The 25736-nt window shown below is 66.3% G+C and carries 20 protein-coding genes; 7 read left to right on the top strand and 13 right to left on the bottom strand.

The annotated features are described in order from the left end of the window. Positions 1 to 10: 10 nt before the first annotated feature. Positions 11 to 2638 (bottom strand): leucine--tRNA ligase, encoded by a 2628-nt coding sequence (leuS, locus tag B447_RS07545; protein ID WP_002938317.1) that lies wholly within the window; start codon positions 2636 to 2638, stop codon positions 11 to 13. A 219-nt stretch (positions 2639 to 2857) separates the two neighbouring features. Further along, entirely contained in the window at positions 2858 to 3199 is a 342-nt protein-coding gene (locus B447_RS07540) for a hypothetical protein (RefSeq protein ID WP_002938315.1), read from the bottom strand. Between the two features lie 317 nt (positions 3200 to 3516). On the opposite strand from B447_RS07540, the gene B447_RS07535 reads away from it, so the two are divergent. After that, positions 3517 to 5739 (top strand): UvrD-helicase domain-containing protein, encoded by a 2223-nt coding sequence (locus B447_RS07535; RefSeq protein ID WP_002938313.1) that lies wholly within the window; start codon positions 3517 to 3519, stop codon positions 5737 to 5739. Between the two features lie 55 nt (positions 5740 to 5794). On the opposite strand, the gene B447_RS07530 is transcribed toward B447_RS07535, so the two are convergent. Continuing rightward, entirely contained in the window at positions 5795 to 6664 is an 870-nt protein-coding gene (locus tag B447_RS07530) for an HDOD domain-containing protein (protein WP_002938310.1), read from the bottom strand. A 93-nt stretch (positions 6665 to 6757) separates the two neighbouring features. Then, a complete protein-coding gene (locus B447_RS07525) occupies positions 6758 to 8155 on the bottom strand; it encodes a phosphomannomutase/phosphoglucomutase (RefSeq protein ID WP_002938309.1) in 1398 nt (465 codons plus the stop codon). 124 nt (positions 8156 to 8279) lie between these two features. On the opposite strand from B447_RS07525, the gene rfbA reads away from it, so the two are divergent. Further along, positions 8280 to 9164: a glucose-1-phosphate thymidylyltransferase RfbA gene (gene rfbA, locus B447_RS07520; protein ID WP_002938308.1), complete on the top strand. Its 885-nt coding sequence runs from the start codon at positions 8280 to 8282 to the stop codon at positions 9162 to 9164. Continuing rightward, a complete protein-coding gene (gene rfbC / locus B447_RS07515; protein ID WP_002924608.1) occupies positions 9164 to 9709 on the top strand; it encodes a dTDP-4-dehydrorhamnose 3,5-epimerase in 546 nt (181 codons plus the stop codon). Before rfbA ends, rfbC begins: the two co-directional genes overlap by 1 nt. On the opposite strand, the gene B447_RS07510 is transcribed toward rfbC, so the two are convergent. The 4 genes from B447_RS07510 to B447_RS07495 form a co-directional block, all read right to left on the bottom strand. Beyond that, on the bottom strand, positions 9700 to 10743 hold the full coding sequence (locus B447_RS07510; protein WP_002938307.1) for a hydrolase: 1044 nt from the start codon (positions 10741 to 10743) through the stop codon (positions 9700 to 9702). The two genes, rfbC and B447_RS07510, sit on opposite strands and share 10 nt — an antisense overlap. Further along, the gene (locus B447_RS07505; RefSeq protein WP_002938306.1) at positions 10740 to 11168 is read right to left on the bottom strand and encodes a YybH family protein; all 429 of its coding nucleotides are present in this window, start codon (positions 11166 to 11168) and stop codon (positions 10740 to 10742) included. The genes B447_RS07510 and B447_RS07505 overlap by 4 nt, the downstream gene beginning before the upstream one ends. 161 nt (positions 11169 to 11329) lie before the next feature. Then, on the bottom strand, positions 11330 to 11530 hold the full coding sequence (locus tag B447_RS07500) for a zinc-finger domain-containing protein (protein ID WP_002924602.1): 201 nt from the start codon (positions 11528 to 11530) through the stop codon (positions 11330 to 11332). 23 nt (positions 11531 to 11553) lie between these two features. Next, entirely contained in the window at positions 11554 to 12474 is a 921-nt protein-coding gene (locus B447_RS07495) for a branched-chain amino acid transaminase (protein WP_002924600.1), read from the bottom strand. A gap of 172 nt (positions 12475 to 12646) precedes the next feature. Between B447_RS07495 and B447_RS07490 the strand changes: the two genes are divergently transcribed. The 3 genes from B447_RS07490 to mnmA all read left to right on the top strand — a co-directional run bounded on the left by B447_RS07490 (position 12647) and on the right by mnmA (position 14944). Next, positions 12647 to 13099 (top strand): NUDIX hydrolase, encoded by a 453-nt coding sequence (locus tag B447_RS07490; RefSeq protein ID WP_002938305.1) that lies wholly within the window; start codon positions 12647 to 12649, stop codon positions 13097 to 13099. Between the two features lie 83 nt (positions 13100 to 13182). Then, positions 13183 to 13833, top strand: coding sequence for a hypothetical protein (locus B447_RS07485; protein WP_002938292.1), 651 nt, complete (start codon positions 13183 to 13185; stop codon positions 13831 to 13833). After that, positions 13823 to 14944 carry a tRNA 2-thiouridine(34) synthase MnmA gene (gene mnmA, locus B447_RS07480; RefSeq protein WP_269745240.1) on the top strand — a complete coding sequence of 374 codons (1122 nt, stop codon included), beginning with the start codon at positions 13823 to 13825 and terminating at the stop codon, positions 14942 to 14944. Before B447_RS07485 ends, mnmA begins: the two co-directional genes overlap by 11 nt. On the opposite strand, the gene B447_RS07475 is transcribed toward mnmA, so the two are convergent. The 5 genes from B447_RS07475 to glnE all read right to left on the bottom strand — a co-directional run bounded on the left by B447_RS07475 (position 14934) and on the right by glnE (position 21664). Next, positions 14934 to 15914 carry a hypothetical protein gene (locus B447_RS07475; RefSeq protein ID WP_002938287.1) on the bottom strand — a complete coding sequence of 327 codons (981 nt, stop codon included), beginning with the start codon at positions 15912 to 15914 and terminating at the stop codon, positions 14934 to 14936. The genes mnmA and B447_RS07475 overlap by 11 nt on opposite strands. Positions 15915 to 15966: 52 nt before the next feature. Continuing rightward, positions 15967 to 16542 carry a DUF2062 domain-containing protein gene (locus B447_RS07470; protein ID WP_002924588.1) on the bottom strand — a complete coding sequence of 192 codons (576 nt, stop codon included), beginning with the start codon at positions 16540 to 16542 and terminating at the stop codon, positions 15967 to 15969. A 187-nt stretch (positions 16543 to 16729) separates the two neighbouring features. Then, positions 16730 to 17182 carry a SixA phosphatase family protein gene (locus B447_RS07465; RefSeq protein ID WP_002938286.1) on the bottom strand — a complete coding sequence of 151 codons (453 nt, stop codon included), beginning with the start codon at positions 17180 to 17182 and terminating at the stop codon, positions 16730 to 16732. Positions 17183 to 17288: 106 nt separating this feature from the next. Next, a complete protein-coding gene (locus tag B447_RS07460; RefSeq protein ID WP_002938284.1) occupies positions 17289 to 18818 on the bottom strand; it encodes a CYTH and CHAD domain-containing protein in 1530 nt (509 codons plus the stop codon). A gap of 140 nt (positions 18819 to 18958) precedes the next feature. Beyond that, the gene (glnE, locus tag B447_RS07455; protein ID WP_002938281.1) at positions 18959 to 21664 is read right to left on the bottom strand and encodes a bifunctional [glutamate--ammonia ligase]-adenylyl-L-tyrosine phosphorylase/[glutamate--ammonia-ligase] adenylyltransferase; all 2706 of its coding nucleotides are present in this window, start codon (positions 21662 to 21664) and stop codon (positions 18959 to 18961) included. A gap of 127 nt (positions 21665 to 21791) precedes the next feature. On the opposite strand from glnE, the gene B447_RS07450 reads away from it, so the two are divergent. Continuing rightward, positions 21792 to 25712 carry a YhdP family protein gene (locus B447_RS07450; RefSeq protein WP_002938279.1) on the top strand — a complete coding sequence of 1307 codons (3921 nt, stop codon included), beginning with the start codon at positions 21792 to 21794 and terminating at the stop codon, positions 25710 to 25712. Positions 25713 to 25736: the final 24 nt, after the last annotated feature.

Raw genomic sequence — 25736 nt, 5'->3', positions numbered from 1 at the left:
GCGTGTTCCGTCAGGCGACGATGTTGACCAGGCGGCCGGGCACGACGACGACCTTCTTCGCCGGCCTGCCTTCCATGAACTTCTGTGCAGCTTCCGAGGCCAGCGCTTGCGCCTCGATGTCGGCCTTGGCAGCGTCTGCGGCAACCTTGATGCTGCCGCGCAGCTTGCCATTGACCTGAACCATGAGCTCGATCTCGTCCTGCTTGAGTGCCTCAGCGCTGACCTCCGGCCAGTTCGCGACGAGGATGTCGCTGCCGAAGCCGCAGTCCTGCCAAAGTGCATGGCAGATGTGCGGCGTGATCGGCGACAGCAGACGCAGCAGGATGGAGAAGCCTTCCTCAGCGACCTCGGCATGCGCGGCCGGCTCGCCGGCGGCCAGATCCTTGTGCGCCTTCTCGAGCGCGTTGAGGATCTTCATCGCGGCGGACACCACGGTGTTGAACTGGTGCTTGCCGAAGTCGTAACTCGCCTGCTTGAGATGGATGTGGATCTCGCGGCGTACATCAGCGGCTGCAGCGGGGAGCGCGTTGGCCGCGAGCTTGCGCTCGGCCGGCAGCGCGGCGCGCGTCTCGCTGGCAAAGGCGTGGCCGTAGTTCCATATCCTGCGCAGGAAGCGCGAGGCGCCCTCGACGCCGGAGTCGGACCATTCGAGCTGCTGGTCGGGCGGGGCAGCGAAAATGATGAACAAGCGCGCGGTGTCGGCGCCGTACTGGTCCACCAGCGATTGCGGGTCGACGCCGTTGTTCTTCGACTTCGACATCTTCTCGGTGCCGCCGATGACCACCGGCAGACCGTCGGAGTCGAGCTTGGCGGCGACGATGCGGCCGCGCTCGTCACGCTCGACCACCACGTCGGCCGGGTTGATCCACTGCTTCTTGCCGCCGTCGAGCTCGCGGTAATAGGTCTCCGCCACCACCATGCCCTGGGTGAGCAGGGCGCTGAAGGGCTCGGAGACATTGACCAGACCGCAGTCGCGCATCGCGCGGGTGAAAAAGCGCGAGTAAAGCAGGTGCAGGATGGCGTGCTCGATACCGCCGATGTACTGGTCGACCGGCGCCCAGTAGTTGACGCGCTCGTCCACCATCGCGGTCGTGCTGTCGGCGCAGGCGTAGCGCAGGAAGTACCAGGACGACTCGACGAAGGTGTCCATGGTGTCGGTTTCGCGCTTGGCCGGCTTGCCGCACTTGGGGCAGGCGCATTCGTAGAATTCGGGCATCTTGGCCAGCGGAGAGCCGCGACCGGTGATCTCGACGTTCTCGGGCAGCACCACCGGCAGTTGCTCGTCCGGCACCGGCACGTCGCCGCAGTCGGCGCAGTGGACCATCGGAATCGGGCAGCCCCAGTAGCGCTGGCGCGAGATGCCCCAGTCGCGCAGGCGGTACTGTACGCGCTTGGCGCCCAGGCCCTTGGCGGCGAGGTCGGCGGAGATCGCATCGATCGCGCCCTGGAAGTCCAGGCCGTCGTATTTGCCCGAATTCACCAGGTGGCCGTACTCGGCGTAGGCGTCCTGCCACGGGGCGACCGTGTCGGCGTAGGCGTCCGAGCCCACCACCATGCGGATCGGCAGGGCGTACTTGGTGGCGAACGCAAAGTCGCGCTCGTCGTGCGCCGGCACCGCCATCACCGCCCCTTCGCCGTAGCCCATCAGCACGTAGTTGGCGACCCAGACTTCGAGCGGCTCGTCGGTGAGCGGGTGGCGCACCTTCAGGCCGGTGGCCATGCCTTTCTTCTCCATCGTGGCGATGTCGGCTTCGGCGACGCCGCCGCGCTTGCATTCCTCGATGAACTCGGCGAGTGCCGGGTTGCTGGTGGCGGCTTGAGTGGCGAGCGGGTGCTCGGCGGCCACGGCGACATAGGTCGCGCCCATCAGTGTATCGGCACGGGTGGTAAACACCTTCAGTGTGCCTTCGTGGCCGATGCTGGAGACATCAAAGGGGAAACTGATCTCCACGCCTTCAGAGCGGCCGATCCAGTTCTTCTGCATCAGCTTGACCTGCTCGGGCCAGTTCGGCAGGTCGTCGAGCGCGGACAGCAGTTCGTCGGCGTAGGCGGTGATCTTCATGTAGTACATGGGGATCTCGCGCTTCTCGACCAGCGCGCCCGAGCGCCAGCCGCGGCCGTCGATGACCTGTTCGTTGGCGAGTACGGTTTCGTCGACCGGGTCCCAGTTCACCGTGCCGAGGCGTTTGTAGATCAGGCCCTTCTCGAACAGGCGGGTGAACAGCCACTGCTCCCAGCGGTAATACTCGGGGGTGCAGGTGGCGAGCTCGCGCGACCAGTCGATGGCGAAGCCGAGGCGCTTGAGTTGCGCCTTCATGTACTCGATGTTGGCGTAGGTCCACTTTGCCGGCGGCACGTTGTTCTGGATCGCGGCGTTCTCGGCCGGCATGCCGAAGGCGTCCCAGCCCATCGGCTGCAGCACGTTGAAGCCCTTCATGCGGTGGAAGCGCGCGAGCACGTCACCGATGGTGTAGTTGCGCACGTGCCCCATGTGCAGCTTGCCCGAGGGGTAGGGGAACATCGACAGGCAGTAGTACTTCGGACGGCTGGCGTCCTCGGTCACACGGAAGGCGTCGGTGGAGTCCCAGTGCTGCTGGGCGGCCGTTTCGACGGCGGCGGGCTGGTATTTGTCCTGCATGAGCGTGCGTGCGGGCTTCAGGGCGTTGAAAACACGCCAGTATACCTTGAAGGGCGCGTTAGCGCGGAGTCCAAGCCAAGGTGCGAGCGCTGCAAGCCGCTGTGAGGGGCACGGTCGGTTCGAAAAAAGGCACTCTGCCCGAGGGGCAGAGTGCCGAACTCCATTTAAGGAGGGAGGGAGACGGTGAGGCCGGGGTGGCCTGGAGGGCTAGCGGTGCGCTCAGGCCACGCGGCAGGCGTTCTTGCCGCTGGAGGCAGCATGATTGCGCTGCCAGTTTGCATGCACGGCCGAAATCATGTCCTCCATGGCCAGCAGCGGCAGGCGCCACATGCGGTTCTGGCTACGGACGTAGGGCAGCATCTGCGGTGCGCACAGGGTATTGCGCTCTTCCTTGAGCAGGCGCTGGAAGTGATCCATCGCCGCACCCCAGTATTCGGCGTTGCCAACCCAGCCGGTTTCGCGGGTCGCTTCGCGCACGGCCTTGCGCCAGAGGGCTTCGGCTCGCTCCAGGGGGACGCCGGCCTTGCGTGCGTACCAGGGCAGTAGTTTCGGGGTCTTCATGTCAGTTCTCCTGTCGGGCCGGGTAGGGCTCGAAAAATCATGGCCTGCCTTCTGGGCTCGCCACCACGCTTCGTATGCTGTGGTGCAATATGCAGGGCAGTCCTGTAGTTTTCCTTGATTGTGCGCAAATTAGGCGCTGACGTCTGTGAAAAGTTCCACGGTAAGTCAGCTGTTTGCTGCAATGCACAATTCAAATCTAGCGCAAAAGAAGCGCTGCGCAAAGGTGCTGTTGCTGCGGCGCAACATCCATCTTCGCGGCAGCTTCCGGGCAACGCCCGGGTGTCGCCGATACAATGCGGGCTTGCAGAGGAACCATGATGTCCACGCTCCTAGACAACTTGAATACCGAACAACTGCAGGCTGTGAGCCTGCCGCCTCAGCACGCGCTCATCCTTGCCGGTGCAGGCTCAGGCAAGACCCGGGTGCTCACGACTCGCATCGCATGGCTCGTCCAGTCCGGCCAGGTCGATCCCGCCGGCATTCTTGCTGTTACATTCACCAACAAAGCCGCCAAGGAAATGCTTGCCCGTCTGTCCGCGATGTTGCCGGTCAGTACGCGCGGCATGTGGATCGGTACCTTTCACGGCCTGGCCAACCGCTTGTTGCGAGCGCACCACCGGGATGCCGGGCTACCTCAACTTTTCCAGATCCTCGATTCGGGGGATCAGCTCGCCGCCATCAAGCGTCTGTTGAAGACGCTCAACGTCGACGACGAGAAGTTCCCGCCGCGTGAGTTGCAGCATTTCATCAATGGTCAGAAGGAAGCAGGCAACCGGCCGCACGCGGTGGAGGCCTGGGACGACTACACCCGCCAGCGCGTTCAGCTGTACCAGGAGTATGAGTCACAGTGCCAGCGCGAGTCTGTTGTGGATTTTGCGGAGTTGCTTTTGCGCAGCTATGAGTTGCTCGAGCGCAATGAGCCACTGCGCCGCCATTACCAGCGCCGTTTCCGCAACATTCTTGTCGACGAATTCCAGGACACCAACCGCCTGCAGTATCGCTGGTTGAAGCTTTTCGCCGACGAAGGCCGCGAAGGGGGGGCTGCGATGTTCTGCGTCGGCGACGACGACCAGAGCATCTACCGCTTCCGTGGCGCCGAGGTCGGCAACATGCGTGACTTCGAGCGCGAGTTCCGCGTGCACAACGTGATCCGCCTGGAGCAGAACTATCGCTCGCACAGCAACATCCTGGATGCTGCCAACGCGATCATCCGCCACAACAGCAACCGTCTGGGGAAGAACCTGTGGACCGACCAGGGGGCCGGCGAGCCGATCCGCGTGTTCGAGGCCTACTCGGACGGTGATGAGGCGCGCTGGGTTGTCGAGGAGATTCAGTCCCTGGTGCGTGACGGTGCATTGCGCAGCGAGATCGCGCTGTTGTATCGCTCGAATGCGCAGTCGCGGGTGCTGGAGCACCAGCTGTTCTCGGCCGCGATTCCCTATCGCGTGTATGGCGGTCTGCGCTTCTTCGAGCGCCAGGAGATCAAGCATGCGCTCGCCTACCTGCGCCTGATCGCCAACGCCGACGACGACACTTCATTCGCGCGCGTGGTGAATTTCCCTACCCGCGGCATTGGCGCGCGTTCGCTCGAGGTATTGACCGACGCCGCGCGCGTCTACAGCACCAGTCTGTATGCCACCGTGCCGCATCTGACCGGCAAGCCAGGCACTTCGCTCGCCCAGTTCGTGCGCCTGATCGAGGACTTGCGTCGCGACACTGCGGGTTTGCCGCTGCCGGAGCTGGTCGATCACGTGCTCGACCTGAGTGGTCTGCGTGCTCACTACAAGGCTGACAAGGAGGGGCGAGAGCGCCTGGAGAACCTCGATGAGCTGATCAACGCTGCGGCCAATTTCCTCGCTGAGTCGCAGGCTCAAGCGGGCGCAGGCGATGCGCTCGCCCAGGCGCATGCGCTGTTGGCCGACTTCCTGGCCCATGCCTCGCTCGAGGCGGGTGACCACCAGGCCGACCAGGGGGCTGATGCCGTGCAGCTGATGACGGTGCATTCGGCCAAGGGGCTGGAATTCAATGTCGTCTTCCTGTCCGGCTTGGAGGAGGGGCTGTTTCCGCACGAGAACAGCATCCTCGAGACCGATGGCCTGGAAGAGGAGCGCCGGCTGATGTACGTGGCCGTCACGCGGGCGCGTGAGCGCTTGTACCTGAGCTTTGCCCAAAGTCGCATGTTGCATGGGCAGACGCGCTACAACCTGCGTTCGCGCTTCCTGGAAGAGATTCCGGCGGAGCTGACCAAGTGGCTGACGCCGCCAAGCTCGCGTTCCGTGCAAGGCGGCGCGTCTGGCGGCATGGGGGGGGGCTATTTCAATCCGTCGGCCAAGGCGCAGGTGGCGCGGGCGCCGCGGCCTTCATTCGCTACGCTGCCTAACGGTCTGCGCATTGGCCAGGCTGTCAGTCATGCGAAGTTCGGCCAGGGGGTCATCGTTGCCGCGGAGGGTAGCGGTGCCGATGCCAAGGTACAGATCAACTTCGGGCCTGCGGGCGTGAAGTGGTTGCTGCTTGGTGTCGCCAAGCTGGATCCGGCCTAGGCAGCGTGCCTCGCCCGCCGGTCGGGTGATGCACGCTACCTGCAGCGCAAGACGCTCAGGCGGTTTCGGCGCTGCGCTGGCTCTCGAGCGCCAGCAGGACGTCCTCGGCGAGGTCTTCGATGTCCGTCAGCGGCATGCCGAGGAAGCATGCCACAGCATCGCGGCCCTTGTCCCACTCGGCATCCTGCCGGGTGCGCAGGTGGGTGCCGGCCACGTACTCGCCGATCACGTTGATCGCGATCAGCGCACGCGCTTCGTGGTCGAGTCCGGAGTCGCCGGCGAGCACCGAGTAGTCATGGTGGCACAGGATCGCCTGGGTGATCGCTTCGCTCAGGCCCCAGGAGCGGGCAAGGATGTAGCCGATCGTGGCGTGGTTGGTGTTGAAGGCTTCGTCCTCGACGGCGGTGAACCAGCGGTCGGTCGTCTGGTTGGCGACGCCCAGGATGCGCTTGTAGTCGGGAAAGCGCTTGACCAGCAGCGGGATGCCGCAGTCGTGGAACAGGCCGAAGGTATAGGCTGTTTCAGCCCGAACGGCGCCGGTGCGGCGCGCGAGCAGGGCGCTGGCTGCAGCGGTGTAGCGCGAGTTGTCCCAGAAGCGCTCGAGGGCGGCGCTGCTGTCCGGGATCGCGTTGCGCAGCATGGCTTCCTGCACGATGTTGGTCAGGGAGCCGAAACCGAGCATGCGAATCGCGTCGTCGATCGAGTCGAGCTTGCGTGCCGCACCGAAGAGGGGCGAATTGGCCAATCGCACGACCACTGCCGCCAGCCCCACGTCCCTGCCGATGAGGGTGGAGATCTGCTTGCCGCTGACTCCGGGGGCACGCAGTTCCGTCATCAACTGCATGAGGATATCCGGGCAGGACGGAATCCTCACCCCCTTGAGTGCCAGTTCGACATCCTTGTCGTTTGCCACGGCTGTTTTCATTCGTATCCTCAGCTCATACCGGTTCAAGCACGAGAAAGTGGCACAGCTCGGTACGGGGGCGTTTGCGCGCCCTGTGCCGTTGCCGTGCGTGCCTCAGAAGGGGAGCGCCAGTCCCGGCCAGGCGGCGTCGATGGCGTGCCTGAACGCGCTCTGGATGGCGGTCAGCGCAGCAGCGTCGTCGGCTTCGAAGCGCAATACCACCACTGGCGTGGTGTTGGAGGCGCGCGCAAGGCCAAAGCCGCGTGCGAACTCGACTCGCACGCCATCGAGGGTGATCACTTCGTTTGCGTCAGCAAAGCACGAGGGCGTAGCGAGTGCGGCCTGCTGGAGGCGGCGGACGAGCTCGAAGGGCTCGCCCTCCTTCATCTTGATGTTGAGTTCCGGTGTGCTGACCGCATCGGGCAGCGCCTTCAGTGCGGCGTTGGCATCTGCGCGGGCCGACAGGATCTCGAGCAGACGGGCGCCTGAATACAGGCCGTCATCGAAGCCGAACCAGCGCTCCTTGAAGAACATGTGGCCGCTCATCTCGCCCGCCAGTGGGGCGCCGGTTTCCTTGAGCTTGGCCTTGACCAGCGCGTGGCCGGTGTTCCACATCGTCGGCTTGCCGCCGCGCGCACGGATCCAGGTGGCGAGGTTGCGCGTGCACTTGACGTCGTAGATGATCTCGGCGCCCGGTACGCGGGAGAGCACGTCTTCGGCGAACAGCATGAGCTGGCGGTCGGGGAAGATGATCTCGCCATCCTTGGTCACCACGCCGAGGCGATCGCCGTCACCGTCGAAGGCGAGTCCGAGTTCGGCGTCGGTCTCGCGCAGCACGCGGATGACGTCCTGCAGGTTCTCGGGCTTGGAAGGGTCGGGGTGGTGGTTGGGGAAGTTGCCGTCGACTTCGCAGAACAGCTCGATGACTTCGCAGCCCAGGCGGCGGAAGAGCTCCGGGGCGATGCCGCCGGCCACACCGTTGCCGCAGTCGAGGACGATCTTCATCGGTCGCGCGAGCTTGACGTCGCCGACGACACGTTCGAGATAGGCAGCATCCACGCTGGCGTGTCGGAGTTCGCCGTCACCGTGCACCAGATCGTTCTCCGCGATGCGACGGCGCAGGGCCTGGATCAGTTCGCCGAACAGCGTCTGGCCGCCGAGTACCATCTTCAGGCCGTTATAGTCCGGTGGGTTGTGGCTGCCGGTGACCGATACGCAGGAGTCGCAGCCGAGTTGATAGGCGGCGAAGTAGGTGAGTGGAGTGGGTACGCAACCGATGTCGATGACATCGATACCGGCGGCGCGGATGCCCTCGCCGAGCGCGCCTGCCAGCGCCGGGCCGGACAGGCGTCCGTCGCGACCAATCGCGATCGCCTTCTGGCCGCGGACTGCGGCCTCGGAACCGAGTGCATGGCCGATTGCGCGCACGGCGTCGGGGGTGAGCACGGTGTCGACGATGCCGCGGATGTCGTAGGCCTTGAAGATCTCTGGGGCGGGCAGGGCGTAGGTCATGAATCGGTCCGGTAGGCGAATGCTGTAATGACGGGTGGCAAAACCGACATTCTATGTCGGCGCGCTGGCGTCTACAATGCTGCAACGCCAGTTTGGCCGCCATCAACAGGACCGCAATCGCGCCATGACTACTCGCAAGGGCATCATTCTCGCCGGGGGCTCCGGCACCCGTCTCCATCCGGCTACGCTTGCCGTCTCCAAGCAGCTGCTTCCGGTCTATGACAAACCTATGGTCTATTACCCGCTCAGCACGCTGATGCTGGCGGGCATTCGCGACATCCTGATCATCTCCACGCCGCAGGACACACCGCGCTTCGAGCAGTTGCTGGGTGACGGTAGCCGATGGGGCGTGCAGTTGAGCTACGCCGTGCAGCCCAGTCCCGACGGGCTGGCCCAGGCCTTCCTGATCGGCGAGGACTTTCTCGCGGGCGCGCCCTCGGCGCTGGTGCTGGGCGATAACCTGTTCTACGGTCATGACCTGGCGGCCGAGTTGCGCGCAGCAAGTTGCGCAACTGCGGGTGCAACGGTGTTCGCCTATCCGGTGCAGGATCCCGAGCGCTATGGTGTGGTCGAGTTCGACGCCGCCGGGCGCGCGATCAGCCTGGAGGAGAAGCCGGCGCGGCCCAAGAGCCGTTACGCGGTCACCGGGCTGTACTTCTACGACGAACGCGCGGTCGATATCGCGCGCGGCCTCAAGCCGAGTCCGCGTGGCGAACTCGAGATTACCGATCTCAACCGCGCCTACCTCGAGTGGGGCGAGCTCGACGTGCAGGTAATGGGGCGTGGCCACGCCTGGCTGGACACCGGCACGCATGAAAGCCTGCTCGAGGCAGGGATGTTCATCCAGACCATCGAAAAGCGCCAGGGCCTGAAGATCGCATGTCCCGAGGAGATTGCCTGGCGTGCGGGCTGGATCGATGACGAGCAACTTGGTGCGCTCGCGGCGCCGCTCGCCAAGAGCGGCTACGGCCAGTATCTGCTGCGTCTGCTCGAGGATAAGGTGTTCTGATGAAGGTCAGTCGATGCGCACTTCCCGAGGTCCTGCTGCTCGAACCCCGCGTGTTTGGCGACGAGCGCGGCTTTTTCCTCGAGAGCTACAACGCCCGCCAGTTCGCCGAGCTGACCGGTCTCGACGTCGATTTCGTGCAGGACAACCATTCGCGGTCCGCCCAAGGGGTGCTGCGCGGCTTGCATTACCAGTTGCTACAGCCGCAGGGCAAGCTTGTCCGCGTCGTGCGTGGCCGCGTGTTCGACGTCGCCGTGGACCTGCGCCGCAGTTCGCCGCGCTTCGGCCAGTGGGTCGGCGTCGAGCTGTCCGAGCACAACCACCACCAACTCTGGGTGCCGCCGGGCTTCGGGCACGGCTTTCTGGTGCTCAGCGAGTCCGCTGACTTCCTCTACAAGACCACCGACTACTATGCGCCGCAGCACGAGCGCTGCATTGCCTGGAACGATCCCGACATCGGCATCGAGTGGCCGTTGCCGTCGCCTCCGGTGCTGTCGGACAAGGATGCGCGCGGTTCTCTGCTCGCAGACGCGCAGACCTACGACTGAGCGGGGTGTGGCCCCGCGTGGCGGGTGAGCCAGGTGATGATCCGATGCGCAAGCCAGTCCTGCGTGCCTGGCCAGGGTGGAGCGAGAAAGCCGACGTGGCCGCCGCTGGCGGGCAGCTCCTGGCAAATCGCCGCCGACAGCTCTGCAGGCCGCGGCAGCGCAGGCGCAGGAACGAAGGGGTCGTTGGCCGCGTTCAGGAGCAGTGTCGGCACACGGATCCCGCCCAGCCAGGGGCGTGCCGAGGCGCGTCGCCAGTAGTCGCCGACGCCGGCAAAGCCATGGGCGGGGGCGGTGTAGGCGTCATCAAAGGCTTCCAGGGATCGCGCGCCTGCGATCCGTGCAGCGTCGAACGCGCCCGGGTGGGCCGCGCATTTGGCCAGCGCCTTGCGCCTGAGCGTGGCCAGGAAGTGCCTGGCATAGACGCGGTTGAAGCCGCGCCCGAGGGCCTTTCCGGAGATGCTCAGGTCGAGGGGGGCGCAGATCGCTGCACAGGCGGCGACGAGTTCGCAGCTTTCGTGTTCGCGTTCGCCCAGCCACTTCAGCAGGGCATTGCCGCCGAGCGATACGCCGACGGCCAGCATCGGCGCGCTGCCAGCAGCGCGCTTGAGGTGGCGCAGGATCCAGTCGATCTCGGCGCTGTCTCCGGAGTGGTAGGCACGGGCGAGGCGGTTGGGCGCGCCGCCGCAGCCGCGAAAGTGCGGCACCACTGCGCGCCATCCTGCCTGTGCCGCAGCGCCCATCAGCGTGCGTGCGTAGTGCGAGCGGCTCGAGCCCTCAAGTCCGTGGAACAGGACCAGCAATGGCGCCGATGCCCCAGCCGTCGGCCTCGCTGCCCAGTCGAGCTCGATGAAGTCGCCATCGGGTGTGCTTGTGCGTTCGCGCCGATAGCGGGGTAGCGAAGCCTTGCATGCCAGCGGCCAGATTGTCTGCAGGTGGCCGCCAGGCAGCCACCACGGGCTGTGGTAGGGGGTGCTTGCGGCAAGGGAGGTGCCGGCCTGGCTTTCGGGGGAGTGTTCGAACGCGGGGGGCGTCAATGTACGACCCGCGGCGAGAGGTCGCCGAAATCGCTCAGGTCGGGCACCGGTGAAGCATGGTGCAGCACCATGTGCCAACCGTCGGCGCCGCGCGTGAACACGTTGGTGACGGCCAGCGTGGCCGAGCGCTGCTCGCGGCTCTCGAGGGCAACCTGTTCGAACACGCAGTGCATCGCCATCGCCGCGCTGGCGGTGATGACCGGCTGGCTGACTTCGATCTGCAGCCGGTTGCCGCCGGCCAGGATCTGGCGCCAGGTCTCGCGGATGGCGGCAAGGCCGACGATGCGCGGGCCGCCGGGATGGATGCAGACGACATCCTCTTCTTCGGACCAGACGGCCATCAAGGCGTCGAGATCGCCCTGGGCGAGGGCCTGGTAGAAGGCGGCCTCGGCTTCGAGCGCAGTGGTGAAGGTAGGTTTGCTCACGGGTACGTTCGGATCGGTTGAGTGATGAGCCCAGCGTTGGCGATCATGCTGAAGGTGGTCAAGGACTGAGCTGCCACGGCGCACGCGCAATGACGAAGGGGGCCGAAGCCCCCGTCGAATGCAACTCGGCAAACCGGCAGACCACGCCGGACAGCCTGGGTTCAGTGGTGACCCTTGGGGCGCTCGCCGGCAAAGACGTAATGCGCGCTGCAGTACGGGCAAACTGCTTCGCCCGTCTTCAGGATGTCCAGGAAGACGCGCGGGTGACGTGCCCACAGTGGTGCGCCCGGTGGCGGGCAGTGCAGGGGCAGGTCCTTGGCGCTGATCGCGACGGCCTGGGTCTTGTCGGTGTTCTCAACCATGACGTGTTTCCTCTCGCAGGGAATCAGACGTAGGCCAGCCACTGGTCGTATTCGGGCGCGCGGCCGTTGACGACGTCGAAGAAGCGGGCCTGGATCTTCTCGGTGAGCGGGCCGCGCTTGCCTTCGCCGATCTTGCGATCGTCGAGTTCGCGGATGGGCGTGACCTCGGCTGCGGTGCCGGTGAAGAAGGCTTCGTCGGCGAGGTAGATGTCGTCACGGGTGATGCGCTTGGTGGTGACGTCGTAGCCGAACTCGCGGGCGATGGCGTGGATCGAGTCGCGGGTGATGCCGGTCAGTGCGGAAGCGATCTCCGGCTCGTAGATCTTGCCATCCTTGATGATGAAGAGGTTCTCGCCCGCCCCTTCGGCAACAAAGCCCTGGTTGTCGAGCAGCAGCGCCTCGTCATAGCCCATGCGGGTCACTTCGAGGTTGGCGAGGATCGAGTTCGGGTAGGTGGCGGCGACCTTGGCGCGCGGCATCGTCGAGTTGACGTGGTGGCGAGTGTAGGACGAGGTCTTCACGCGGATGCCCTTCTCCAGGCCTTCCTCGCCGAGGTAGGCGCCCCAGGGCCAGGCGGCGATGGCGACATGCACGGTCGCGCCCACGGTGGAGATGCCCATCTTCTCCGAGCCATAGTAGGCGATCGGACGCAGGTAGCAGGATTCGAGCTTGTTCGCGCGCACCACCTCCTTCTGGGCCTCCATGAGCTCATCCTTCGAGTACGGGATGTCCATCATGTAGATCTTGCCGGAGTTGATCAGGCGCTGGGTGTGCTCGGCAAGACGGAAGATCGCGGTGCCCTTGACGGTGTTGTAGGCGCGCACGCCCTCGAACACGGCGAGACCGTAGTGCAGGGAATGGGTGAGCACGTGGGTGGTCGCCTCGCGCCACGGAATGAGCTTGCCGTCCTGCCAGATGAAACCGTCGCGGTCAGCCATGGACATGATGAAGATCTCCGCCTCTAAGTGTGTTCGAGAGTAGTCGTGGGGCCCCGCTGTAACCGAGCAAGGGCCAAAGCCTGACAATTCTAGCGTAAAGGCGGGGCGCGGCGGGCGGTCGTGGGTGTTGCCCGCCGCACGCGGTAGAATACGCGGCTGCACCGGCGTGGAGCTGAAAGTGAAGGAACGCATCTGGAAACCCAACGTCACTGTTGCCGCGGTGGTCGAGCGCGATGGCCGCTTCCTGCTGGTCGAGGAGGAGACCGATGAAGGTCTGCGGCTGAACCAGCCGGCGGGCCATCTCGAGGAAGGCGAGACCCTGGTCGACGCCACGGTGCGTGAAACGCTGGAGGAGACGGCGTGGGGCTTTACCCCCGAATACCTCGTCGGCATTTACCAGTGGACGCGCCCGCAGGGTGATATCACCTACCTGCGGTTCGCGTTCGGTGGCCGGCTGGGGGGCGAGGAGGCGGGGCGGGCGCTGGATCAGGGAATCGTGCGTGCGCTGTGGATGACGGCCGACGAGGTGCGCGCAAGCACGGCGCGTCACCGCAGCCCGCTGATCCTGCAGTGTGTGGAAGACTGGATTGTGGGCCGGCGCTTTCCGCTCGCGCTGCTCAGCGCATCCTGAGCGTGGTGCGACGGATCTCGCTTTCGGGCGGGCTCGGCCGCAGGGGGCTGGCCGGGCTGCTGTGTGCCGGACTGCTGGCGGGGATGGTCCCGGTGGTCGGGGCCGATTCAGCAGGCGTCCGCCATTCCCCGGCCGTGGTCATGGTGTGCCACAACTACGGCTGTGCCAAGCAGGCTGCCGTACGCATCGACACCAGCACGCTGTGGTGGATAGATGACGTCCTGCAGGCGTCGGCAGATGCCGCCGCCGAGCGGGAGGCGTTGAGCAGGGTACTGGCACAGCTGTATCGGCTGGCGGCGCGGCAGTCGCCGGTCGGCAACGACCGCGCCGGCAACTTTCTGGACGATGGCGTGGAAGGACGCATGGACTGCATCGATCACGCCACCACCAGTACGCGCTGGCTGGCCTTGCTAGAGGCGCGCGGCATGCTGCGCTTTCATCGCGTGCTCGAGCCGGCACGGCGTACGCGCTTCATCCTGCAGCACTTCAGCGCGGTGGTCGAGGTCCTGGCGCAAGAACCGGCCGCGGATGCGCCCGCCCTCGAGCCTGCCATGCTCGCCGCTGCAGAGCATGGCGCAGCGCGCTACGATGTCGCGCCTGAGCACGCACAGGCACCGGCGACTGTCGCCGGAGAACGTTTTGCGATCGACGCATGGTTCGTCGATCACGGCGAGCCGGCAGTGGTCCTGCCGCTCGACGAATGGCTAAAGGGAGGCGGACCGAATGTCCATTAAGGACCCGAACGGGATGAAGGTGGTCGTCGGCATGTCTGGCGGGGTGGATTCGTCGGTGACGGCGCTGTTGCTCAAGCAGCAGGGTTATGACGTTACCGGGCTGTTCATGAAGAACTGGGAGGATGACGACGACTCCGAGTACTGCTCGAGTCGCCAGGATCTCGTCGATGTCGCTTCGGTGTGCGACGTGATCGGCATCGAGCTCGAAGTCGTGAACTTCAGCAAGGAGTACAAGGACCGCGTGTTCGCCGACTTCCTGCGCGAGTACGAGGCGGGCCGCACGCCCAATCCGGACGTGCTGTGCAACTCTGAGATCAAGTTCCGTTGCTTCCTCGATCATGCCATGCAGATGGGCGCAGATCGGATTGCCACCGGACACTACGCGCAGGTGCGCGAGTGGACGAACGACGGGCGTACCGAGTTCCAGCTTCTCAAGGCCGAGGATGGCACCAAGGACCAGAGCTACTTCCTGTACCGCCTCGGTCAGGCACAACTGGCAAGAACCTTGTTTCCGCTCGGTACGCTCTACAAGCGCGAGGTGCGCCGGATTGCCGAGCAGGCCGGGCTGCATGTGGCGGCGAAGAAGGACTCCACTGGCATCTGCTTCATCGGCGAGCGCCCGTTCCGCGAGTTCCTGATGCGGTATCTGCCTACGCAGCCGGGCGAGATCCGCGCGCTTGACGATGGTCGACTGCTCGGAGAACACCAGGGCCTCATGTACCACACCATTGGCCAGCGCAAGGGGCTGCACATCGGCGGCATCAAGGGTAACCAGGATGAGGCGGGCGAGCACGATGCCTGGTACGTCGCCAGCAAGGACATCAAGGCGAACGTGCTCTACGTGGTGCAGGGGCATGCGCATCCCGCGCTGCTCAGGGAGCGTTTGCTCGCGACCGATCTCAACTGGATCGCCGGCCGCGACCCCCACACGAACTGGGTCTATACCGCCAAGCCCCGTTACCGCACGCCCGACCAGCCCTGCGAGATCGACCGCATCGCCGATGGTCGAGCCGAGATCGCCTTTGCCCAGCCGCAATGGGCGCTGACGCCGGGTCAGAGTGTGGTCGTCTACGAGTCGAAGGTCTGTCTGGGCGGCGGCATCATCGTCTGAGCACCGCCGGGGCGGTCTGCCCGCGCTTGCGCGGGCGACTGCCGACCACTGCCAGCGCGGGCCGTGCTGCAGCCTGGGCGAGTGCCGCGTAGGTCTCGCAGCGCTCGATGTACTCACGCGCACTCTTGGGCATCGTCACGCGTGCCCGCGTGATGTCGGTGAGCAGATTGCGTCCTTGCAGGATCAGGCGAAGGCCGTCGGCGGCAAGCTGGTGCTCTGCCGGCGTGGAGGTGGGCGACAGACAGGGGGCAACGGCGCCGAGGCGCTCCGATGCGACCACGAAGTCGGCCCAGACCTCGAAGATGTCCGGATCGGTGCGCAGCGTCTCGCATTTGACCTTCGCGATGCGGGCAAATTCGAGCACCAGGGGGTCTATGCCCTGGAAAAGCGGCGACCCGGCAAAGGTGGCCGCCATGACGGTGGCGATGCGGTCTATCTCGCGCAGGGCCTGCGCGATCTTGATGTAACGGCTTTCGTAGAAAGCCTCCACCGGGATCGAGAACGCGCGGAAAGGCTCGCCCCAGAGCTCGTCGATGCCCTCGTCCCCGCTGCGATGCAGTACCAGGCGTCCAAGGTTCAGCGCTTCCTGCAGGCACAGCCCGCACTCGCGCATGAGCGCGTTGTCGGTGTCGATTTCGATGCCGAGTTCCTGCAACTCGACCAGTTTGGTGAAAATGTCGGTCGCGCGGTTGAACAGGGCGCCGGCGAACATGGCCCCCTTGACGCGTTTGCGCGCGGGCTCGGTCTCGGCTTCGTAGGCGCGGCGGGCGTCGTCCAGGCGTTTGCCGGGGATGTTGATGCCGTGCTCGACGTGATTGAACAGGCGCCGCGTCAGGGCCTGGATGAGCTGCTTCTTGGCTTGCAGGGAATCAGCCGGCGGATCGTAGACCTTCAGCCAGTAGCCGTCGTGGTGGATGCGCCGCACGCCCTCGATAGTGGCGAGGGTGCCGTCGGGGATGGGCTCGTCCATGATCGGGCTGTTCGCTCTGCGGTTGACCGGGCTGGTAAGGATACGCCGCGCTTCAGGCGCTTCCAAGCGGCCTTCTGGCTGCAGATGCCGCGCGCGCCCGGCGTTCGCGATGCAGGCGGCGCCATTTGTTGACGACCTTGAAGCGCCAGAACAGCTGCGCGCCCCAGTAGGCGATGAGCGAGCCGGTGACTGCCATCATGACCATGCCTACCAGTAGCGGCTGGCCGATGCCCGATACCCAGGCCCATGCCTGTGCCAGGGAGTCGATCATGCGGATGGGCGCCTCGACATCCTCGGGCGTCAGGTCGGGCGGCGTACGGGTGCCGATGACGCCTGCGCCGAGGCGGTAGGCAAAATAGTAGATGGGCCCGTAAGTGAGCGGGTTGCTGACCAGCGTGGAGACGGCGGCGATCCAGAGATTGCCGCGCAGGACGAGCGACGCGATGGCCGCCGCAGGAATCTGCGCGATCGGGATCATCAGGCCGAAGAACACCCCCATCGCCACCCCGCGTGCGACTGCACGACGGTTGATGTGCCACAGCAGCGGATCATGAATACGCGGCCCCAGCCAGCGCAGCATGCGGCTTTGCGTGATGGCTTCGCGAGAGGGCAAAAAACGTTCGAACATGTTCCGTTCCGGGCCGAAGACGGCATCTTACGCATTGCGCGGCAAAGCACAAGCGTCCGCCCGCAGGCCGCGCAGGCGGCGGCCATGCTCCGGCGTCGTACGATTCTGAACCCTTCAGACCGCGGGTGCCGTGAGGAATTCACTCCTTGCCGTACACTTGCGTCGGCTGGCACCGGCGCTGCTGCAGTCAAGCGAAATCGCTCGGGATCACCGCTCTCAGCACGGTCTGGCTTTCGCCCTCGCGGACGCGGTTGGTGAACCACCACAGCGCGCCCTTCTTGATCGTCCAGTCGGCCTCCTGCCCGGCCAGCAACAAGGCGGCAAGGCGGCCCAGAGCCGGTTGGTGGCCGACTACCAGTGCGGCGCCACTCGCGTCCGGCCAGCCCGTGGCAGCGAGCAGGTCGGCGACGTTGCCATCGGGCCCCAGGCTGGGCACGACCTGGAAGCTGTCGGTGAAAGCGGTTGCCGTCTGGCGGGTGCGCACGGTGGGGCTGACGAGGATCTTGAGTTGTTTTGGACGGTGCTCATCCAGCCAGGCAGCGACCTTGCGCGCCTGTTTGTGGCCGCGCGCGGTGAGTTCCCGAGTGTGGTCGGGGCTGCCGTCCACGGCTTCGGCGTGACGCCACAGCAAGAGATCCATGTCTTCCTTCCGGGATGGTGGGGTCGGCATCATTGCGTAGGCATGTTGCAGCGGCGTGACGGCTTGTCATGCCGTTGCGCGCGGCATCGCGCCGGGCAGGTGTCGTTCACCATGGTTTCTTGCCCCACAGCAGGGGCTCGCAGTCCTGCAGCACCCGTCGGCGCAGGCGCGCGTAACGGGATGCGTGCCAGCCCAGTACGAAGGCCGCGCCGCTGGCCGTGGCCGGGGTTTCCTCTGCCCACAGACGCAGGCGCTGATGTGCGGTGTCGACGTCTTGCAGGAAGCCGAGTGTGCTTTGCGCCCGAACCATGCCTTCGAGGTAACGCCCCATCGTCTTGGCCTGGAACAGCGGGCCGAAGAACTCGACCCCATAGCGCAACTGCTTGAAGCCGATGCGCAGCGCGTGCAGACGCTCCGGGACAAGGGCCGACGCCGCCTCGAACTGGCGCCGTGCGCGCTTGCGCAGGCGGTCCAGGCGCAGCCGGGCGAAGGTGCGCAGGTCCGCTGCGATGGCAAGGCTGTTGGTGGGCAGGCGCATCAGCGCGGCGCTGAACTCGAGCAGCAGGCGTCCCTGTGTGGCCATGTCGAGGCTGTGGGACGCCTTGCTGCGTGCCTCGTCGCGGGTGCGATGAGCCTTGTCCAGCAAGGCTGCGAGCGCAGCGGCATCGGCCAGACCTTCGGCGCTGACGGCGTCGAGCAGTTCGGTGCAGAACACGTCGAGGTCGCGGGCATCGCCGAAGCGGCTGGCATTGTCGCGCAGGCGTGCGTTCCACTCGCCTACGAAATCCGTGGGCAGCGCCGGCGCGAAAGACTTGAGCAGCGCGCGCAGGCGGCGCTGCGAGACGCGCAGCTGGTGGATGAAGTCAGGGTGGATGCTGTCCGTGTCCGGGTGCGCCAGTGCAGCGGCGGCGTTGGCCTGCCACTGGCGTACGCAGGACTGGGCAAGGCAGCGGAAGGCTTCGACCACGTTCTGTCCGGGCCTGATCGGCGAGGGTTCGGAACGCACCACGTCAATCGGGGCGCCGAGGAACAGCCTGTAGCCGCGTTCGGCCTTGGAAATGTCCGAAGGCATGAGGGGAATATCCTGCGCGAGCGTGCACGCCAGCTCGAGCAAGTCCTGGGCGCGCCCCTCCTCGAGCTCGAGTTCCAGTTCGCAGATAGGGGTGCTGCGTTGCTCACCGTCGGCAGTGCTCAGCAGCACATCGCCGGTGTCGATCATGAGCAGGATGCTCAGCCCCGGGCGCGGGGCATAGCGCCGGGTCTCGCGGCGGAAGCGGGTGGTGAATACGGGCACCAGGGCTTCGCCGTGGCGGTGCAGCAGCTTTGCGGCCTCGGGGGCATCGACCGCAGAAAAATCGAATGCGCCGGAATAGGCTTGTTCCCACTCGGGGCGCTGCGACAGGCCGCCGCTGGAAACTGCCGCGCACTTCACCGTCTGCAGCAGCTGTCGCCCCTGGCGCCGGATGCGGACCGCCACACGACGCGATTTGAGGCTTAGTTCGGGGGTGTCGAAATAGGTGTTGTCGAGGGTGACGGCATTGCCCAGCTTGTCGCATTCACTCACCAGCGGGTGGCGGCGAAGGGCTGCGAGTGCCCGTTTGGGCAGCGTCAGCTTGAGTTCGATTTCCTGGTTCATCGAGTGCAGTCCCTTGGCGGGGCGAGAAGTGATATCCGGCCGATTCTAGTCGCCATGACGCGGTGCGTCATGCTTGCTTTCATGACATGAAATATTTCATCTCTCATCTCCATGTGCCGCGCCGGGTCAGGGGGTTCGCCTCACTCGTCGAAGATGTGTCGCCACAGCGCCTGTACGGGTTCGCGCGCGGTCTCGGCCTCTTCGGGGTGGATGCGCGAGGGCCGGTCGTTGAGGCGCTGGCGGTGCTGCAGGCGGCGCAATTCACGGTAGCTGTCGGCGCAGGCGGCGGCGAGGGGGGGCGGGATCAGACCGAGTTCGCCGGCGATGCGCAGCAATGCGATGTTGCCGAGGTTGCCGGTGAGTTCGGGGTGGCGGTGGGCGTGGCCGAGCACGAGATACTGGATCAGGAACTCGACGTCGATGAGTCCGCCGCGGTCGTGCTTGAGGTCGAACAGCTCGCTCTTGCCCGAGTGTGCGTCCCGCATCTTGTGGCGCATTCCGAGCACCTCGGCGCGCAGCGTGCCGAGGTCGCGGGGCAAGCGCAGCACATCGCAGCGGATGCGCTCGAAGGCCTCGCCGAGTGCTCGATCGCCGGCCGAGAAGCGCGCTCGGGTAAGGGCCTGGTGCTCCCACACCCAGGCCGATTCGAGCTGGTACTTGCGGAAGGCCTCCAGCGAGGTCGCGATCATTCCCGACTCGCCGTTCGGGCGCAGGCGCAGGTCGGTGTCGAAGAGCTGGCCGGCGGCGGTCTGGCTCGACAGCCAGGTGTTGGTGCGTTGCGCGAGCCGGGTGTACATCTCCGCCGCCTCGGGGGCTTCGTCGTCGTAGAGGAACACGATGTCGAGGTCCGAGGCGTAGCCAAGCTCCTTGCCGCCGAGCTTGCCGTAGCTGATCACGGCGAAGCGTGGCGTGTCGCGGTGGCGGATCTTGATCCGTCGCCAGCACAGCGGCAGGGTCAGGTCCAGCATGATGTCCGCCAGTTCGGAGAGGTGGTCGGCGAGCTTCTCCACCGTGAGCAGGCCGGCGATGTCCTGCGTCAGCAGGCGGAATACCTGGGCGTGGTGCTGTTCGCGCATCACGTCCATCTGGCGCTCCATGTCGGGTTCGAGGGCCTCGAGTTCGCTGCCGAGCGCGGCGCGGAAGGCTTTCCAGTCGGGGGCGGTGTCGAGGTTGCGGGCGTCGAGCATCTCGTCGAGCAGGATCGGGTGCCGGGTCAGGAACTGTGCGCCCCAGCGCGAGGCGCTCATCAGGTCGGCGACACGGCGCAAGGCCTGAGGGTATTGCTGCAGCAACGCCAGATAGGCGCCGCGGCGGCCGATCGCCTCCATCAGGTCGAGGCAGCGCGCCAGCGTGTCGTCGGGGCCCGGTGTGGAGGCTGCGGCTTCGATGACGCGGGGAATGAGCGCATCGAAGCGGCCCTTGATGTTGTTGGGCAGTTGCCGGTAGCGTGGGCTGGCATGGATCGATGCAAGGCGCTCGGCGCCGCTGCGCGGGTGCCGGTAGCCGAGTTCGCCAAGCACCGGGGTGACGGTCTCGATATCCTCGGCGCCCTGCCAGGTTGCGTCCAGGCTGTGGTCTTCGTCCGAGGGGTCGCCGAACACACTGTCGAAGTGCTGGCTGACGATGCGACGGTGTGTGTCCAGCGCCGTCATGAGCTCGGCATGGCTGCCGAAGCCCATGGCCTCGGCGATCAGCTGCTGGTCGGCTGCGCTCTGCGGCAGGTCGTGGGTCTGTGCGTCGTCGAGGTACTGCAGGCGGTGCTCGAGGCGCCGCAGGAAGACGTAGGCGGCGCCGAGTTCCTCCACCGCGGTAGTCGCAAGGATGCCGCGTTCGGCGAGCAGGGCGAGCACCTTCTGCGTCGGGCGGACCTGCAGCGCGCTGTCGCGGCCGCCGCGGATGAGCTGGAAGACCTGGGCGATGAACTCGATCTCGCGGATTCCGCCCGGGCCGAGCTTGACGTTGTGCGCGCGGTCGCGGCGCGCGACCTCGCGGCGGATCTGCGCATGCAGGTCGCGCATGGCGTTGATGGCGCCGAAGTCGAGGTACTTGCGGAACACGAAGGGGCGGGAGAGCTTCTCGAGCTCGGTCCAGCGCTCACCGAGCATGACGCGGGCCTTGATCCAGGCGTAACGCTCCCATTCGCGCCCCTGGGTGATGAAGTAGTTCTCCAGCATGTCGAGGCTGCCCACCAGCGGGCCCGAATCGCCGTTCGGACGCAGGCGCATGTCGACACGGAAGACCTGGCCGTGCTCGGTCACCTCGGCGAGTGCCTTGATCAGCTGCTTGCCGAGGCGCTCGAAGAACTCGAAGTTGCTGATCACCTTGGCACCGCCGGTGTCGCCGTCCTCGGGGTACAGGAAGATGAGGTCGATGTCGGAGGACACGTTGAGCTCCCGCCCTCCCAGCTTGCCCATGCCGATGACGAGCAGCTCCTGCTCCCAGCCGGTAGGCGACAGCGGCTGTCCGTAGCGCTGCACCAGGGCTGCCCGCAACACGTCGTGGGCATGGCGCACGGCGACCTCGGCGAGCACGGTCATCGTCTCGGTGACCTCGGCAAGGGGAGCGCCCAGGCGCAAGTCGCGGACGATGAGATTGCACATCACCCAGCTGCGCAGTCGGCGCAGCGTCGGTCCGAGCGCGCTTTCGGCGTCGCTGAACGCCGTTTCGCGCTCGGCGATGAAGCGCTGCATGTCCTCGGCCCTGAGTGGCTGGCCCAGGCTTGCCGCCAGCGCGGGGGCGAGCCAGGGCTGGCTGTCGAGCATGCGGCTGAGATAGCGCGAGTACCTGCGCGCCTCGACGACGGCGGTTTCGTATTCGTTCGCGGGGGCGGGTGACGAGGCAAACATGGCGAAGCTCCGCTGCGGGCGCAGTGTTCGTTGGTAAAATGCGCGCTGGGTCGGCCCTGAGGCGAGGGGCGGCAGACACACATTCTATCCATGCCGGCTATCGCCCGGCAGGCCAACACCCCTTTTCATGAGCGATGCCCTGACCCCCGGCAGTTCCGATTTGCCGCCCACGCCGCGTGCCCCGGCTTCCGGCTGGCGCCGCCTCGTCGCGTGGTGTCTCAAGCTGATCATGCTGGCCTGGCTGTTGGGCGCCGGGGCGGTGTTGGTGGTGCGCCATGTGCTGATGCCCGCAGTGGGCGATTTCCGCGACGACATCGCGGCGGCAGTGACGGCCAGCCTCGGAGTCGAGGTGTCGATTGCGGCCGTCGAGGGGCGCTGGGCCGGATGGCGGCCGAGGCTGCTGATCGAGAACCTTCGCATCGCAGATGCCGATGGGCGTCCGGCGTTGGTGCTGCCAAAGGTAGATGCCACCCTGGCATGGTCCTCGCTGTTGCGTTTGCAGCCCCACTTCCATCGCCTCGATATCGCCGCGGCCGAGCTCGATGTGAGGCGCGAGGCCGATGGAACGATCCTGGTCGCCGGCCTGGTGGCGGACACGAGCGGGGGCGAGGAGGGCAAGGGGCTCGAGTGGTTGCTCGCTCAGCGCCAGATCGTCATCCACGATTCGCGACTGCGCTGGACCGACAAGGTCCGAGGCGCGCCTGCGCTGGAGCTCGATCAGCTCGAGTTCCGCCTTGATCAGCGCGCCTCGCCAGCCCGTTTCGCCCTGCAGGCACGGCCGCAACAGGCGCTCGCCTCGACCCTGGTCGTGCGCGGAGAACTCGACCGGCTCGAGCTGCCTGGGGCGGCGCAGGCCGGTGAGCTCGAGGCGCGCATGTACATGGAGCTCGAGCGCGCCGACCTCGGTGCATGGACGGCCTGGATCGATTACCCGCTTCCGCTTGCCGGGCATGGAGGGGTGCGGGCCTGGTTCGAGGCCTCGGCCGGTGGTGCGCTCGACATGACCGCAGACGTCGTGCTCGATGGCGTCGTGGCGACACTTGCGCCTGGCCTGCCGGAGCTTGCGGTGAGCCATCTCGACGGCCGCCTGTCACTTCAGCGCAAGCTGGGCCTGCTGCGCTTGAGCGGGCAGCAGCTCGCGCTGCGCACGGTGGCGGGCCTTGCCGTGGCGCCAACCGACTTCGATGTGCAGCTGCGAAAGGCGCCCGATGGCGCGCAAGCTGGCGGCAGCGTGACGGCGAGCCACCTCGATCTCGCCGCACTGGCAGGGCTTGTGGCTTACCTCCCGGTCGATGAGGGCGTGCGTGCGCGCCTCGCGGGGTTGGCTCCCCATGGCCGTGTCGACGATCTCAGCCTGAGCTGGGACGGCGACGCCTCGGCACCCCAGGCGTGGCGCGTGAGGGCGCGCTTTGCCGAGCTCGGCCTGCTCGCGCGCGATGGCTTGCCGGGCCTGGGCGGGGTGTCGGGCACGATCGACGGCGACCAGCGCGGAGGCCGTTACCGGATCGATGCGCGTACGGCGCACCTGGACCTGCCGGATGTGTTCGAGTCGGGCCGCCTGGCGTTTGACCGCTTGCGCGCCGAGGGGAGCTGGCTGCGTCGCGAGAGAGGGCTTGAAATCGCACTCGATGGTGCAGAGTTCGACAACATCGACGCCGCTGGTACGGCGTCCGGGCGGTACTGGCCGGGCCGCGAGGGGGCGGGCGAGATCGACCTCCAGGCCAGGCTCAGCCGTGCCGAGGGCACGGCGGTGTGGCGCTACCTGCCGCGCGTGGTCAATCGCCACACTCATGACTGGGTGCGCACCGCCATCCGCGCCGCCGTGGTGCCCGAGGCGCGCCTGCGCCTGCGCGGCCGGCTGGCCGACTTCCCCTTCCGGGATGGTGATGGCACCTTCCTGGTCAGCGTTCGGGTGGAAGATGCCCTGCTCGACTATGCACCTGGCTGGCCGTCGATCGAGGGCATTCATGGCGAGGTGCGCTTCGAAGGGCCTGGCATGCGCATCCTTGCCGACCGCGGGCGTGTCCTCGGCGTCGACTTGGCGGGGGTGGTGGCCGACGTGCCGGACCTGGACCAGCGTCCCACCGAACTCATGACCATCACCGGTCAGGCGCGGGGCGCGACGGCCGATTTCCTGCGCTTCGTGTCCGCCAGCCCGGTGTCGCGGCGCATCGGAGGTTTCACCGACGGCATGCGCGCAGAGGGGAAGGGAGAGCTTGAACTCAAGCTGGTGATGCCGTTGCGTAGCGTGATCGATACCACGGTGGAGGGCGAGTACCGCTTTGCGGCCAACCGCATTGCGCTGGTCGAGGGCCTGCCGGCGCTCGAACGCGCGGCCGGGCGTGTGCGCTTCACCGCTGACAGCCTCGCCATTCCCGAGGCGCGCGCGCAGTTGTTCGGGCATCCGCTACGCCTGAGTGCGCGGACCGCCACCGACGGCAGCGTGCGCTTCGAGGCAGCAGGCAAGGCTGACGCAGCGGCGCTCAGGGCAGCCTACGACATTCCCCTGCTCGATGGCCTGTCGGGAACGGCGGCGTGGTCGACCAGCGTCCTGGTCGGCAAGGACGGTACGCGTCTGGAAGTGAGCTCCGATCTGTTGGGGGTAGCTTCCAGCTTGCCGCCGCCGGTGAACAAGCCTGCCAGCGAGAGCTGGCCGCTGAAGCTGGCGGTCAGCTACCCGGCCGGGCAGGCGCACAGTGAGCTCGTGCTCGGGCTCGGCGGGCTGGTGCGCGCCGAGCTCCAGCGCTCCGACGGGCAGTGGACGAGCCTGAGCGGTGGGGTCGCGCTGGGCCGTGCGACGGCTGATGCGGTGCCGCGATCGTCCTCCGGGGTGGCGGTCGCGGGCGTGCTCGATGGCCTCGATCTGGATGCATGGCGGCGTGTGCTCGAAGCCGGTGACGATGACGGGAACGATGCCGTGGCCGAGCGTGGTGGTGATGGCCTGGCGGCCTTGCCACTGGCCGCCGTCGCGCTTGCGGCCGATGAGCTTACTGCCTTCGGTCATCGTCTGCGCGCGGTGGACCTGCGTGCAGTGCCCGACCAGGGGGGCTGGAAGGCGCGCATCGACAGCGATCTCGCTGCCGGCGAGCTTGACTGGCGCAGTGCGGGCAGTGGTGCTCTGGCAGCGCGGCTGCGCTTCTTGCGCATTGGTGCGGCGGATGCGCAGAGCCGTGCCAGTGGCACCGAGGCTGCAGAGGCCCGGATCGGGGATACACCCCCCCGCCGTTTGCCTGCCCTGGATGTGGTGGCTGAGCGCTTCGAGCTGCGTGGGATGGATCTCGGTCGCCTCGAGGTTCTTGCCCGCAACCGTGGCGGTCTATGGGAGCTGGACCGCTTCGCGATCGCCAATGATGATGGGCGGTTGTCCGGGAGCGGGCAGTGGCTGGCTGCAGGGCGCCAGCGCACGCGCATGGAGTTCAGTTTCGATACCGCCGACGTCGGACGCTTCTCGCGTCGTATCGGCTACCCTGACGTCGTACGCGGTGGTCAGGCAGCGCTGAGCGGCGAGCTTGGCTGGCAGGGCGCGCCGACCGCGATCGACTACGCGTCGCTGGCCGGTCGTCTGCAGCTTGAGGCCGGGGCCGGCCAATTCAACAAGCTCGAGCCTGGAGTCGGGCGCTTGCTCGGCATTCTCAGCCTGCAATCCTTGCCGCGGCGCATTACACTCGATTTTCGCGACGTGTTCTCGGAAGGATTCGCCTTCGATCGCATTTCCGGTAGCATCGACGTGACCGCGGGGGTGATGCGCACCGACGACCTCGAGATCCGCGGGCCGGCGGCGCGGGTGCGGATGAGCGGTACGACCGACCTCGTTGCCGAGACCCAGGACTTGCGCGTGATCGTACAGCCGACGCTGTCCGAGTCGATCGCCATCGGTGCGGCGGCGGGCTTGCTCAATCCGGCTGTGGGGGTTGTCACCTATCTCGCCCAGAAGGTGCTCAGCGACCCGATCGAGAAGCTGTTCGCGTTCGAGTATGCCGTTACAGGCAGTTGGGTAGACCCACAGGTTGCCAAGCGTGGCAACGTCGAGTTGCCGCCCGCTCAATGACGTGAATGGGGATCCTGCCAGCCC

The organism is Thauera sp. 27 (assembly GCF_000310125.2).
GTDB lineage: Bacteria > Pseudomonadota > Gammaproteobacteria > Burkholderiales > Rhodocyclaceae > Thauera > Thauera mechernichensis.
The sequence above is the reverse complement of the archived record's forward strand: the minus strand, read 5'-3'. Positions and strand labels throughout refer to the sequence as shown.

Excerpts from the sequence above, each read along its gene's own strand:
- glnE (WP_002938281.1), bottom strand. The coding sequence starts at position 21,664 with ATGTTTGCCTCGTCACCCGCCCCCGCGAACGAATACGAAACCGCCGTC.
- mnmA (WP_269745240.1), top strand. The coding sequence starts at position 13,823 with ATGTCCATTAAGGACCCGAACGGGATGAAGGTGGTCGTCGGCATGTCT.
- B447_RS07540 (WP_002938315.1), bottom strand. The coding sequence starts at position 3,199 with ATGAAGACCCCGAAACTACTGCCCTGGTACGCACGCAAGGCCGGCGTC.
- B447_RS07465 (WP_002938286.1), bottom strand. The coding sequence starts at position 17,182 with ATGGATCTCTTGCTGTGGCGTCACGCCGAAGCCGTGGACGGCAGCCCC.
- B447_RS07495 (WP_002924600.1), bottom strand. The coding sequence starts at position 12,474 with ATGTCCATGGCTGACCGCGACGGTTTCATCTGGCAGGACGGCAAGCTC.
- rfbA (WP_002938308.1), top strand. The coding sequence starts at position 8,280 with ATGACTACTCGCAAGGGCATCATTCTCGCCGGGGGCTCCGGCACCCGT.
- B447_RS07485 (WP_002938292.1), top strand. The coding sequence starts at position 13,183 with ATGGTCCCGGTGGTCGGGGCCGATTCAGCAGGCGTCCGCCATTCCCCG.
- B447_RS07525 (WP_002938309.1), bottom strand. The coding sequence starts at position 8,155 with ATGACCTACGCCCTGCCCGCCCCAGAGATCTTCAAGGCCTACGACATC.
- B447_RS07450 (WP_002938279.1), top strand. The coding sequence starts at position 21,792 with ATGAGCGATGCCCTGACCCCCGGCAGTTCCGATTTGCCGCCCACGCCG.
- B447_RS07470 (WP_002924588.1), bottom strand. The coding sequence starts at position 16,542 with ATGTTCGAACGTTTTTTGCCCTCTCGCGAAGCCATCACGCAAAGCCGC.
- B447_RS07460 (WP_002938284.1), bottom strand. The coding sequence starts at position 18,818 with ATGAACCAGGAAATCGAACTCAAGCTGACGCTGCCCAAACGGGCACTC.
- rfbC (WP_002924608.1), top strand. The coding sequence starts at position 9,164 with ATGAAGGTCAGTCGATGCGCACTTCCCGAGGTCCTGCTGCTCGAACCC.
- B447_RS07475 (WP_002938287.1), bottom strand. The coding sequence starts at position 15,914 with ATGGACGAGCCCATCCCCGACGGCACCCTCGCCACTATCGAGGGCGTG.
- B447_RS07500 (WP_002924602.1), bottom strand. The coding sequence starts at position 11,530 with ATGGTTGAGAACACCGACAAGACCCAGGCCGTCGCGATCAGCGCCAAG.
- leuS (WP_002938317.1), bottom strand. The coding sequence starts at position 2,638 with ATGCAGGACAAATACCAGCCCGCCGCCGTCGAAACGGCCGCCCAGCAG.
- B447_RS07530 (WP_002938310.1), bottom strand. The coding sequence starts at position 6,664 with ATGAAAACAGCCGTGGCAAACGACAAGGATGTCGAACTGGCACTCAAG.
- B447_RS07535 (WP_002938313.1), top strand. The coding sequence starts at position 3,517 with ATGTCCACGCTCCTAGACAACTTGAATACCGAACAACTGCAGGCTGTG.